Below are 13,490 nucleotides of genomic sequence, written 5' to 3' on the forward strand. Positions count from 1 at the left end.
CTTGGGCTATTGCGCAGGAGCGGGCAAGGCCTGAGCTCACTTTGCGCCGAGTAACTGTTCGAGCTGCTCCGGTCGCGGCGCGCCCTGGACCTGCTCCATCCGGCCCTTTTCGTTGAGGTAGAAGATCGAGGGCGTGGCGGTGACGCCCATCTGTTCGGCCAGGGCCATGTTGTCATCGAGCTTCTGCTGGATCGCTTCGGGAATCTTGCCCGCCGGTTTTAGCGGGCTGGATTTCCCGGCCAGCTCGTGGCTGTGCAGGGCCCGAGCCGGATCGGCATCGGCGAGCAGCGCGGCAGCCTTGCCCATGCTGTCCGCCCTGATCATGCCGACCATGACGTGGCGGAGCTGGACTTTGCCGCTTTCGACCCAGGGCCGGGCCTGTTGCCAGAACATCGTGCAATAGGGGCAGTTGGGGTCGGTGAAGACGTAGACGGTTCGTGGCGCGCTGTCCTTGCCATCGGCGATCCAGGCCGATTTTTCCATTTTCGCCCACATTTCCTTGGCCATGGGCGCAAACACCAGGCGCTCCAGGGGTTCGCGGCTCAGGTCGTTGCCCTGCGCGTCGAACAGGCGACCACTCACCACATGCTTACCGTCCGCGGTGAGGTACAGGGCCATGGCCTGCCCCTGGTACTCGGCGGCATAGCCCTTGAGGCCATCGGGCGCGTCGAATTGCCCGACGACCCGGGCACCTTTGGACTCCACCATGCGAATCGGAGCTGGCAGCTCTTCTGCCGCCTGCGCGCTACCGAGCGCGAGGGTGACGAGCAGGCCGAGAGTGAGTGAGTTTCTGCGGTTCATGAAAAGCCTCTGGTGGGATGTTGAAGTCAGGAGTCCGCTCCAGCGCCTTTTTTCAGTGGCGGCTCGGAGCGGGTAGCGGGAAGCGGGGGAGGTTGCTCCAGGGTCGGCAACGGTTTGGCAAAAGGCGTGACCTGGCTTGTGTCGGCGGTTCGCCGGCGTCCATGCGGCAGCGGTTCGAGGAAGGTCGAGAGGCGCAGCATCAACCATTGCTCCGGGTGCGTTGCCAGCGTTCCAGGAAGTCCACCCGGCTGATCTCGCCGGTGATCCGCTGCCCGCGGCGTTCGCTGCCGTCCGGGCCGATCCACAGGATGCTGGGTGGGCCCGGCACGCGATAGTGCCGCAGCAAGGCGCGGCTGTCAGGCCCGTCGGCGGTGATGTCGAGTCGCAGCAACCGGGCACCTTTCAGGGCTTGCTGTACGTCTGGTTGCTCGAAGACCTGCCGCTCGATGACCTTGCACGACACGCACCAGTCCGCCGAGTAGTCGAGCACTACCCATTGCTGCTGTGCCTTCGCTTCCTGCAGTTGCGCGTCGAGCTCGGCGGGCGTGCGCAAGGTGACGAACCCGTTCGACGGGGTGGTCGCGGAAGCGCGCACGGCACCATAGACCTTCAGTGGCTGCAGCGGATCGTCCGCGCCGCCCGCGGCACCCAGCAACATCGCCGCGCCCCAGAGGATCGCCGTCACTCCGGCGGCGCCCGCTGCCGTTCGCCTTCTGGGCAGGTTCCGAGCGGTTTCGAGCGCGGCCCAACCGAAGGTCAGCAGGAGAGCGCCACCGAGGCCGAGCCAGATCATCGAGTCCAGAAGGGGCCGCAGCAGCAGCCACGCGCTGGCCAGCAGCAGGAAGCCGAACAGCCCCTTGACCGCATCCATCCAGGCCCCAGGGCGCGGCAGCCAACGCTGGCCGAACAACACGACCAGAATGAGTGGCAGGCCCATGCCCAGCCCGAGGGCGAACAGTACGGAAGCGCCCAGCAGCAGGTCGCCTGACTGGGCGATATACAGCAGCGCTCCCGCCAGCGGCGCCGTCATGCAGGGGCCGACGAGCAAACCCGAGAGCACCCCGAGGGCCGCCGCACCGCCGAGGCTCCCGCCTTTGCGCTGTTGCCCGGCGGCATCGAGGCGCTGCCTGAGTGCCGACGGCAATTGCAGCTCGAAGAAGCCGAACATTGGCAGCGCCAGAATGACGAACAGCGCGGCGAATCCAGCGATCAGCCAGGGTTGCTGCAGCCAGGCTTGCAGATTGGTGCCCAGCGCGGCGGCGAGGGTGCCCATCGCGGCGTAGACCAGTGCCATGCTCAGCACGAAGCTGCCGGCAAGCAGGGCCGAGCGCCAGGTGCGCGCGCCGCTGCCGACGACGACCGAGGCCAGGATGGGCAGCATGGGCAGCGAGCAGGGCGTGAAAGCCAGCAGCAGGCCGAGGGAGAAGAACAGGGCGAGGCCATAGGCCAGCCCGGAGTGCTCCAGTTGCGCGGCAAAGCCCTGGTCGGCAGCCACTTCGCTGTCGCTGGTCACCGGCATGGAGGAGACGCCTGCTTGCAGCGCCACGGTTTGGTGTTGCGGGGGATAACACAGGCCTGCATCGGCGCATCCTTGCCAGCTCACTTGCAGTGAGTTTGCCGAACCTGGCGACAGAACGATTTCGAGATCGTCCCGGTAGATGGTCGAGTTGCCGAAGAAGGCATCCGAATGCTCTTCCCCCTGAGGCAGCTTCGGGGCACTCGGCGCGCCTTCGATACGCAGGCGGTCGCGGTAGAGGTAGTAGCCTGGGCTGATGCGCCAGTGCAGCCTGACCTGGCCATCCGCCAGGCGCGTCTGGTCGAAGGCGAAGGCCCGCTCCACTGGCAGGAAGTCGCTCGTGGTTTGGCTGCGCGGCCCGAACAGCGGGTCGTCAGCTTGTGCCAGCACCACGCCGGGCAGCAGTAATATCAGGAGTAACAGGAAGCGTTGCATGAAGTCCTCTCGCCAGATCGATCGGCGGCGAGGTTGATCCGTGGGGATTAACTCAGCATTAGCTGATCGGCCCGAGGTCGACGTTATCGTGCCCATCGCATAACGTTCGCTTAATCCTCGCCTGGCAGCGTGCCGCAACCCCATCACCGAATTCCGCCATGCACATACTTCTCACCGAAGACGATGACCTCATCGCCGCCGGCATCGTCTCCGGGCTTCGCGCCCAGGGCATGACCGTCGACCGGGTCGGCAATGCCGCCGATACCGACGCCCTGCTGCAGGTCGCTCGCTTCGATGTGCTGGTGCTCGACCTGGGCCTGCCCGACCAGGATGGCTTGCAACTGTTGCGCCGGTTGCGGCGGCGCGGCGAAGACCTGCCGGTGCTGATCCTCACCGCACGCGATGCCGTGAGTGACCGGGTGGCGGGGCTGCAGGCGGGCGCTGACGACTACCTGCTCAAACCCTTCGACCTGCTCGAGCTGCACGCCCGGCTGCATAGCCTGCAGCGCCGCGCGGCGGGGCGAAGCGTCAATGTCATCGTGCATGGCTGCCTGCGCTTCGACCCCAGTACCCGTGAAACCCTGCTGGCGGACCAGCCCGTCGACCTGTCGCGCCGTGAGCAGGCGCTGCTGATGGCGCTGCTCGACAATCGCGGGCGCATCCTCACCGCGGACCAGCTGAAAGACAGCATCTACGGCCTGACCGACGATGTGGAAAGCAATGCCTTGAACGTGCACATCCATAACCTGCGGCGCAAGCTCGGCAACGGTATCGTCGAAACCATCCGTGGCCTTGGCTACCGCCTCGGCGCGGCGGGCCTCGATGGCGAGCCCGACGCATGAGCCTGCGCACGCGGCTGAGCCTGATCCTGGGCACCACCTTCCTGCTGCTCTGGTCGGTTGCCGCGCTGTGGATGCTCTGCGACCTGCGCGAGCGCGTGTCGCACTCGCTGGATGAGCGCCTGGCGGCTTCCGCCCGCATGGTCGCAGGCCTGTTGCAGCAGCTCCCGCAGCCACTCCCCGGCAGGAACGAGGCGAGTCGCCTGACGGCGGAGCAACTGGGAATTCCAGACGGCCTGGCCTGCCAGGTGGTATCCCTGCGTGGTGAGGTGCTTGCGCAGAGCCACGCCACGCCGGACCACTCCCTGGGCGAGTCCGGGACAGGCTTTCACACGCAGGAGATCGACGGTTCGCAGTGGCGCAGCTTCACCCTGCAGGTCGGTGACATGCGCGTCAGTACTGCCGACCGGATGGAGGAGCGCGATGTGCTCAATCGCTCCATCCTGCTTGCCGCAGCGGTGCCCGTGGTGTTGGCCTTGCTCGGCAGCCTCGCCTTGTTGTGGCTCGGCGTCACCCAGGGCTTGAGCCCCTTGCGACGAATCCGCGAGGCCATCGCCCGGCGCGGGGCGGACTCACTGGAGCCGCTGTCGTTGAGCCGCTTGCCAGCGGAAATCCGCCCGCTGGTGGCATCGCAGAACCAGCTGTTTGCGCGGATCGCCAAGGCGATCGAGCGCGAGCGTCGCTTTGCCGGGGATGCTGCCCACGAGTTGCGCAGCCCGCTCACCGCGATCAAGACCCACCTGCAAGTCGCCCGGCTGACCCGCGGAGAAGAGGCGCAACAGGCCCTGGCTTATGCGGAGCAGGGCGCGGATCGTCTGCATCGGACGCTGGAGCAGTTGCTGATGCTGGCGAAGGTGGAGGGCAGCCTTTCCTTCGAGGATGGTGGCGCGAGCACGGTACTGGAAGTGGTGCGCCACGCCGTGGAAGACGCCATGCACGGGTGCCCCGGAAGCATCGAGGTGGTCAACCAGGGGGTAACGGCCGGGCAACGCTTCGAAGCGCCTGCGGTGCTGGCCATCCTGGCGCTGCGCAACCTGCTGGAAAACGCCATGCGCCATACCCGCAGCGGCACCACCGTTACGCTGGAGCTGCATACGGAAAATGGCGGCCTGGTGGCCTGCGTGATGGACCAAGGCCCCGGTGTCAGCGCCGAGCTGCTACCGCGCCTGACCGAGCGCTTCTGGCGCATGGACGGCAAAGGTGGCAGCGGCCTGGGTCTTGCCATTGTCCAGGCCATCGTCGAGCGTTGCCACGGGCAGCTCCGATTCGACAGCTCCGCGCAGGGCCTGTGCGTCACTCTGGAACTGCCGCTGCGTCACTGACTGTTCAGTTGCCGATGATCCTTTCCATTGCCTGCTGACCCAGCTTGGCGTTCGGGTCGTTGTAGTGGAAGTGAGCATTCTGATCCAGCGCCTGGTAGGCGGCGGAGTCTGCCTTCGCTCGCCCGGCGGCGGCCTGCGATGTGGGAATTCGAGAGAGCGGTTTCCAACGCTCCGGAGGAGGGCAGGGCTCTAGTCCGGGCCTTACCGAATGCAGGGCAGTGGCGGGGCTGTCGACGCTGTCGATTGCTGTATGAAACATCTGTACGAATTTTCTTGAAACGAATAGCATCCCACAATTGCAAAGTGCCATTGAGTTGTTGCGCAGGGATGCAGAAATTCCACTTCATTTCGGGTTTGCCGCGCTCCGGCAGTACGCTGCTGGCGGCCATTCTGTTGCAGAACCCACGCTTCCACGCCGGCATGTCCAGCCCCGTCGGCGGGCTGTTTACCGGTGTTCGCGAGCAATGCAGCGCCGGCAGTGAATTCGCTCCGCTGATCAGTGCTGATCAGCGCCGTCGCCTGTTGCGCGGGCTGTTCGACTCCTACTACGCAGATCAGCATGACAAGTCGGTGGTGTTCGACACCAATCGACTCTGGTGCGCCAACCTGCCGGCCCTGCGCGAGATGTTCCCGCAGGGCAAGGTCATCGCCTGCGTGCGCAACGTCGCCTGGATCATGGACAGCCTGGAAAAACTGTTCCGCGCCAACCCCTTCGAGAACACCAAGCTGTTCGCCGATGCCGCCGAGCGCAACTCCGTCTACAGCCGCACCGAAACCCTGGCCCAGCGCGATCGTCTGGTCGGCTTCGCCTGGAGCGCGCTCAAGGAAGCGTACTACGGCGAACAGGCCGACTCGCTGCTGGTGGTCGACTATGACCTGCTGGTGCAGAGCCCGGAGAAGGTGCTGCAGCTGGTCTACCAGTTCATCGACGAGCCCTGGTTCGAGCACGACTTCGACAACCTCGCCTACGACGCGCCGGACTTCGATGCCGCGCTGGGCGTAAGCGGCCTGCACCGGGTGCGGCCGCAGGTGACTGTGCAGGAGCGCCGTACCCTGTTGCCACCGGACCTGTTCGAGCAGTACAGCAAGCTTTCCTTCTGGGAAGACGGCAGCGCCAGCGCGGCCAACGTGATTCGCACCAAGAACAACTGATAACAAGAATGACCGCGGCGGCAGGTAGCCGCGCGGAGCCAAGAGGTGCATTGCATGCAGTGGATCAAGCGCGTGTTCGGCGATGCCGTGCGTCGCCCGCAGGAAACCCGGACGCCTTCGCCGACGCTGATCATGGCGCTGGAACCGCGCATGATGTTCGACGGTGCGGTCGCTGCGACTGCTGCCGAAGTGGCCAAATCCACTGATGCCCAGGATGCCGCCGCCGACAACGCCGCCGCCAGCAAGGACAACGCCGATACCAGCCATGCCGCCACCAGCGACGCGCGTAGCGATGCGGGGCAGGGCGCGGAAGCCGGTAGCGGGCGCAACGTGGTTTTCGTCGACTCCCGAGTGGAAGATGCCCAGCAACTGCTGCAAGGCGTAGCCGCCAACACCGACGTGGTGTTCCTCGACAGCCGTGGAAATGGTGTGCAGCAGATGGCCCAGTACCTGGCCGCGCACCCCGGCGCGGCTTCGGTGCAGATCATCGCCCATGGCAATTCCGGCGATCTGTGGCTGGGTAACAGTTACGTCAGTGCCGAGAATATCGCCGACTACGGCAACTCGCTCAGCCAACTCGGCGCCAGCATGCAAGCCGGCGGCGACATCCTCATCTACGCCTGCAACACCGCCCAGGGCGAGCGCGGGCAGACCTTCGTCGATGAACTGGCGAGCCTGACCGGCCGCGATATTGCCGCTTCCGATGACCGCACCGGCCAGGGTTCCGACTGGGATCTGGAAGTGACCACCGGCACCATCGAGGTGCGCCCGGTGCTGTCGACCGCTGCCGAAGCGGCTTACCAGCACAACCTGGCGATCATCACGGTGACTACCGTCAGCGACACCGGCCTCGACCAGACCTTCGGCGCTGATCAGGACGCCGACTTTGCGGACGGCACGGGGCTGTCGTTGCGCGAAGCGATCAACTGGGCCGTCAGCGGTGACACCATCCAGTTCGCCCCGGGGCTCAGTGGCAACACCATTGCGCTTTCCGGCCATGCCAGTAGCGCTTCGCTGCTGGTGATCGACAAGAGCCTGACCATCGAGGGTGATATCGATGGCAACGGTTCGGCCGACATTACCCTGGATGGCCAGTACAACGGCCGGGTGCTGGAAGTCAGGGCGGGTACAGTGAACCTTGACGGGCTGGTCATCCAGCATGGCCTGGTGGTCGGCAACGGCGCCAACGCTGGCTCCGATGCGACTGCGGCCATGGGCGGCGCTATTACCAATGCCGGTAACCTGACCCTCAACAACGTCACGGTGACGGCCAACGCGGCGTCTGGCGGCGGTGCTGGTGGCGGTATCAGGGGCGGCAGCTTTGGCGGCGCTGGCGGGGGCGGCGGCGCTCTTGGCGGGCAGACCGGTGGACGTGGCGGTGATACGGGCAACGGCCTGGGGTACTACGCCGGCAGGAACGGCACCGCCAACACGGGCGGTAATGGCGGTGGCTACAACCTGACCGTCATAGGCGGAAGAGGCGGCAGCAGCGCGGGTGGTGCGGGTGGTGCGGGTGCATTTGGCTACAGCAATGGTGGCGCGGGTGGCACCGCCAGCAGTGGCTCGCTTTCCATCGGTGGCGGTGGTGGTGGTTCCGGCTGGGACAACATCGGGCGCACGGGCGCCGCTGCCACTGGCGGTATATTCAACGACACCACAGGCACCCTGACCATTGTTGGCAACTCGCTCATCTCCAGCAACATTGCGGCCGGTGGCGGCGGTGGCGGTGGCGGCGGTAATGGAGCAGGTGCTTCCAGTGACCCCGGCGGCGTGGGTGGCAAGGGCGTCGGAGCGATCTGGAACAAGGGCACCCTGCTGATTACCGCAGCCAACTTCAACGCGCTGAGCATTGGCAACAACAAGGGTGGCAGCGGTTTCGGCGGCCCGGGCGCGGGCGGTATGGGAAGCACGCCGTCGTCGGTTGACGGTCTCTACAACGACGGAGGCGTCATGAATACCGCCTACAACCCGGCTCCCACCGCCACCATCGTCGTCAGCAACACCTCCCAGCACATCGGTACCACGTCGCTGGTGACCATCACCTTCAACCAGGCGGTAACCGGCCTCACCAATGGCAACCTGACGGTATCCAACGGTACGCTCAGCACCGTGAGCTCCAGTGACGGTGGCATCACCTGGACCGCGACCTTTACGCCGAATCCGAGTGTCACCAGCGGCAGCAACTCCATTACCCTGGACAATTCCGGCGTCACCAGCGTGTCCACCAACACCGCAGGCACCGGCACCACGCAGTCGAACAACTACACCGTCGATACCGTACGGCCGACCGCGACCATCGTGGTTTCCAACTCGGCCCTGAACACCACGGCGCCAGCCACGGTGAGCATTACCTTCAGCGAGGCCGTGGCGGGTTTCACCCTGGGCGACATGTCGGCGACCAACGGTACCCTGAGCAACCTCTCCACCAGCGACAACATCCACTGGTCCGCGACCCTGACGCCAAACGCTGGCAACAACAGCAGTGGCAACGTCATCTTCCTGGACAATACCCTCTATACCGATGCCTCGAGCAACACCGGCAGCGGCGTGACCCTGTCCAACACCTACTCGATCGATACCACGCGTCCGACCGCGACCATCACGGTCAGCAACACTTCGCTGAACATCGGTGGCACCTCCCAGGTGACCATCACCTTCAGCGAGGCGGTGAACAATTTCACCCTGGCCGACCTGACCGCCCAGGACGGTACCCTGAGCAACCTGACCACCAGCGACAACATCACCTGGACCGCGACCCTGACGCCGAACAGCAACGTCACCCAATACGGCGATGTCATCACCCTGGCCAATTCCGGGGTCGACGACCTGGCGGGCAACGCCGGGGTCGGCAGCAGTGTCTCCAACGCCTATTCGGTCGACACCCAGCGGCCGATCGCCAGCATCGTGCTCTCCAAGACCAACATTGGCGTTGGCCAGACCGCGCAGGTGACCATCACCTTCAGCGAAGCGGTGACCGGCTTCACCAACAGCGACCTGACGGTGGACAACGGCACCTTGAGCGCGGTGAGCAGCAGTGACGGCGGTGTCACCTGGACCGCCACCTTCACACCGACCGCGGGCATCGACAGCGCGAGCAACAGCGTCACCCTGGACTACACCGGTGTACAGGACGCCGCCGGCAACGCCGGCAGTGGCACCACCAGCTCCAACAACTACGCCATCGATGGCGTACGACCCACCGCGACCGTGACCATCGACCGGAGCTCGCTGAACATCGGCCAGACTGCGCAGGTGACCATCACCTTCAGCGAAGCGGTCGCCAACTTCAGCAACGCCGACCTGACGGTGACCAACGGCACCCTGAGTGCGGTGAGCAGCAGTGACGGCGGCGTCACCTGGTTGGCGACCTTCACGCCGACCTCGAACATCACCAACGCCAACAACGTCATCACCCTGAACAACACCGGCTACAACGACACCGCCGGCAATACCGGCACTGGCACCACCACGTCCAACAACTACGCCATCGATACCCAGCGGCCGACTGCCACCATCGTCGTGTCGGACCCAACGCTCACCGCCGGCGAAACCAGCCTGGTGACCATCACCTTCAGCGAGGCGGTCAGCGGCTTCACCCTGGCCGATATGAGCGCCAGTCACGGCACTCTGAGCAACCTGAGCAGCAGTGATGGCGGCGTCACCTGGACCGCGACCTTCACACCGGACGCCAACACCAACAGCGCGGCCAACGTCATCAACCTGGCCAATACCGGAGTCGCCGACCTGGCTGGCAACGCCGGCGTGGGCACGACCAGTTCGACGAACTACAGCATCGATACCGTGCGCCCCAACGCGACCATCGTGGTCGCAAATCCTACGCTGGGGATCAACGGCACGTCGCTGGTCACGATCAGCTTCGACCAGGCGGTGACCGGCTTCACCAACGCCGACCTGACCGTGGTCGGCGGTACCCTGAGTGCGGTGAGCAGCTCCGACGGTGGCATCACCTGGACCGCGACCTTCACCCCGGCCGGCAACATCACCAGCCCGAGCAACCACATCACCCTGGACAACAGCGGCATCCAGGCGGCAGCTTCAGGTAACGCCGGGATGGGCATCACCACCTCCAACAACTACGCGATCGATACCCAGCAGCCGACCGCGACCATCGTGGTGGCGAACGATCTCCTGGGCATCGGTAGCAGTTCGCTGGTGACCATTACCTTCAGCGAGCCGGTGACCGACTTCACCCTGGCCGACCTGACGTCGAACAGCGGCACCCTAAGCAACCTGACCACCAGCGACAACATCACCTTTACCGCCACCCTGACGCCGTCGGCGGGTATCAACCAGGGCAACAATCACATCACCCTGAATAACGGCGCTGTAGTCGACATCGCAGGTAATGTCGGTACCGGTGCCATTTCGAACGCCTATTGGGTCGACAGCGTGCGGCCGACGGCGACCATCGTACTGGGTGACTCGAGTCTGTTGGCGGGTGAGACCTCCACGGTGACCATCACCTTCAGCGAGGCGGTGACCGGCTTCAGCAATGACGACCTGTCCGTGGCCAACGGCACCTTGAGCACTCTCAGCTCCAGCGATGGCGGCATTACCTGGACGGCGACCTACACGCCCAATAGCAACATCCGCAGCAGCGGCAATCTGATCACCCTGAACAACACCGGCTATACCGACCTGGCCGGCAATACCGGTATCGGTGTGACCAACTCGGCCAGCTTCACCATCGATACGGTGCGCCCGACCGCGACCATCGTGGTCGGCAACCCAGCACTGATTGCCGGCTCCGACTCCCGGGTGACCATCACCTTCAGCGAGGCGGTGAGCGGCTTCAGCAACGACGACCTGACGGTAACCAATGGCACCTTGAGCGTGGTGACCAGCAGCGACGGCGGCATCACCTGGACGGCCACCTTCACGCCGGACAGCAACGTGACCGACACCAGCAACATCATCACGCTCAACAACAGTGGCGTGGAGAACGCTGCGGGCAACACCGGCAGCGGTACCACCACGTCCAACAACTACGCGATCGACACCCAGCAGCCCACCGCCACCATCACGGTTGCCGACAACAACCTGGGCATCGGCCAGACCACCACCGTGACTATCGCCTTCAGTGAAGTGGTCAACGGTTTCGACCTGTCGGACCTGAGCGTTGCCAACGGCACCCTGTCCAACCTCGCCAGCAGCGATGGCGGCAGGACCTGGACAGCGACCCTGACGCCCACCGCCGCGATAAACGATGCGACCAACCTGATCCTGCTCGACAACGCGCTGGTGAGCGACGGCGCCGGCAACTCCGGCTTGGGAATTGCCATCTCCAACAACTACAGGATTGACGGCACACGCCCAACCAGCAGCATCGTGATGGCCGACACGACGCTGACAGTCGGCGAGACCTCGTTGGTGACCATCACCTTCAGCGAAGCGGTGACCGGCTTCAGCAACGACGACCTGACGCTGACCAATGGCACCCTGAGCGCTGTGAGCAGCAGCGACGGCGGCAAGACCTGGACGGCGACCTTCACGCCGACCGCCGGCATCAATGGCCTGAACAACATCATCATCCTGGACAACGCTGGCTGCACCGATTTGGCGGGCAACGAAGGGGTGAACGTTTCCGTGTCGGCCAACTACCGCGTCGAGACTGTGGTGCCGACGGCCAACATCGTGTTCGCCGAGCCTGCGCTCAAGGCCGGTGAAACCTCGCTGGTCACCATCACCTTCAGCGAGGCGGTGAGCGGTTTCAGCAATGCCAACCTGAGTGTCGCCAACGGCACCCTGAGCGCGGTGAGCAGCAGCGACGGCGGCATCACCTGGACCGCCACCTTCACGCCGGGCACCGATATCACCCAGGCCGGCAACCACATCAGCCTGGACAACACCGGCGTGCACAGCGCCGCGGGCAATGCCCTGGGCGGAAGCGCCGTGTCGAACGGCTTCGTGATCGATACGGCGCGCCCGACCGCGACCATCGTGGTCGCGGAACCGACCCTGGCCATCGGCCAGACCAGCCAGGTCACCATCACCTTCAGCGAGGCCGTCAGCGGCTTCGACAACGCCGACCTGAACGTCGCCAATGGTTCGCTCAGCGCGGTGACCTCCAGCGATGGCGGCCTGACCTGGACGGCCACCTTCACCCCGAATGCCGGCGTCAGCGATACCCGCAACGTCATCAGCCTGAACAATACCGGCTACACCGACGACGCCGGCAACACCGGCACCGGAACCACCGATTCCAACACCTTCGCCATCGACACCGCGCGCCCGACAGCCACCATCACACTGGCCGATACGCAGCTCAAGGCCGGGGAAACGACCACGGTGACCATTGCCTTCAGCGAGGCGGTGAGCGGTTTCACCCTGGCGGACCTGAGCGTGACCAACGGCACCCTGAGCGGGCTCGGCAGCGCTGACGGCGGTATTACCTGGACGGCCACCTTCACGCCCAGCGCCGACCTGACCGCCGCTGGCAACCTGATCAGCCTGGACAACGCCGGAGTCGACGACCTGGCGGGCAACGCCGGTGCCGGCGTGACCCATTCGGCCAACTTCAGCATCGATACCGTGCGGCCCAGCGCCACCGTCGTAGTGGCCAACACCGACCTGCGCCAGGGGCAGTCTTCGCAGGTGACCATCACCTTCAGCGAGCCGGTCATCGACCTGGACCTGTCCGACCTGAGCGCCAGCAACGCCACGCTGTCCGGCCTGAGCAGCAGCGACGGTGGCCTGACCTGGACGGCGACGCTGACGCCGCTGGTCAATGTGCTCGGCTCGAACAACGTGGTAACGCTGAACAACCTCGGCTACACCGATGCCGCTGGCAATACCGGCGTCGGCGTCAGCCAGTCCAACAGCTACGCGATCAACAGCATCGCCCAGCAAGGCGACCCGCAATACCGTATCGAGCAGGGCGTTCGCCCTGTGGTGCCGGGCAGCGGTATGGCGGGCAGTGCGCCGCAGGTTTCGTCGGTGCTGCAGAACGCCGGTCCGCCAGCGCTCGGCCAGGCACCGCTGCTCGACAGCAGCAACCGTGGCACGGCGCAGTCGGGGCTGGGCAGTGTGTTCCGCGAGGGCCCGAGCCAGAGCCAGCTTGCGCTGATCTTCGCCAACCACGGCAACAGCGCCTTCGGCGACGGCAGCGGTCATGGCTTCCTCGGCTTCGGTGGCGGTGATGCCGGTGTCTTCGGCAACAGCACCCTTGGAGCGATTTTCAGCGCCGCCCGCGAGGGCGACGAGCAGGCGTTGTCGGCCTTCGGCCAGCGCCAGGCCGATATCAGCCAGGGGCTGCGGGGTGTGTTCGGTTCGGCCGGTCTCGGCCAGCAATTGCAGGAAATGAATCAGCGCGAGCAGCGCCAGGTCGCCGACCTGGCGCACGCCTTCGGCGAGCTCGGCCAGGTACGGCCGGCCAGTTGAAGGCAACCGGGCTGGACAACTTCA

At 65.2% G+C, this 13,490-nt stretch carries 6 protein-coding genes; 4 read left to right on the forward strand and 2 right to left on the reverse strand.

Annotation, left to right across the window (positions count from 1 at the left end; genetic code table 11):
• Positions 1-36: 36 nt before the first annotated feature.
• Together dsbG and dsbD are read right to left on the reverse strand one after the other, a co-directional pair.
• Positions 37-801: a thiol:disulfide interchange protein DsbG gene (gene dsbG / locus CTR55_RS12455; RefSeq protein WP_296286459.1), complete on the reverse strand. Its 765-nt coding sequence runs from the start codon at positions 799-801 to the stop codon at positions 37-39.
• 199 nt (positions 802-1,000) lie between these two features.
• Positions 1,001-2,752, reverse strand: coding sequence for a protein-disulfide reductase DsbD (gene dsbD / locus CTR55_RS12460; RefSeq protein ID WP_296286460.1), 1,752 nt, complete (start codon positions 2,750-2,752; stop codon positions 1,001-1,003).
• Positions 2,753-2,910: 158 nt separating this feature from the next.
• Between dsbD and CTR55_RS12465 the strand changes: the two genes are divergently transcribed.
• From CTR55_RS12465 to CTR55_RS12480, 4 genes are all read left to right on the forward strand, one after another.
• Positions 2,911-3,594: a response regulator gene (locus CTR55_RS12465; protein WP_296286462.1), complete on the forward strand. Its 684-nt coding sequence runs from the start codon at positions 2,911-2,913 to the stop codon at positions 3,592-3,594.
• Positions 3,591-4,913, forward strand: a complete 1,323-nt coding sequence (locus CTR55_RS12470; protein ID WP_296286464.1) for an ATP-binding protein — start codon at positions 3,591-3,593, stop codon at positions 4,911-4,913. The genes CTR55_RS12465 and CTR55_RS12470 overlap by 4 nt, the downstream gene beginning before the upstream one ends.
• Positions 4,914-5,240: 327 nt before the next feature.
• The gene (locus CTR55_RS12475; protein ID WP_296286465.1) at positions 5,241-6,065 is read left to right on the forward strand and encodes a sulfotransferase; all 825 of its coding nucleotides are present in this window, start codon (positions 5,241-5,243) and stop codon (positions 6,063-6,065) included.
• Between the two features lie 150 nt (positions 6,066-6,215).
• Positions 6,216-13,466 carry an Ig-like domain-containing protein gene (locus CTR55_RS12480; protein WP_296286526.1) on the forward strand — a complete coding sequence of 2,417 codons (7,251 nt, stop codon included), beginning with the start codon at positions 6,216-6,218 and terminating at the stop codon, positions 13,464-13,466.
• Positions 13,467-13,490 lie beyond the last annotated feature (24 nt).

The sequence above is a fragment of the Pseudomonas sp. genome, from assembly GCF_002796985.1.
In the GTDB taxonomy this organism is placed as follows: domain Bacteria; phylum Pseudomonadota; class Gammaproteobacteria; order Pseudomonadales; family Pseudomonadaceae; genus Pseudomonas.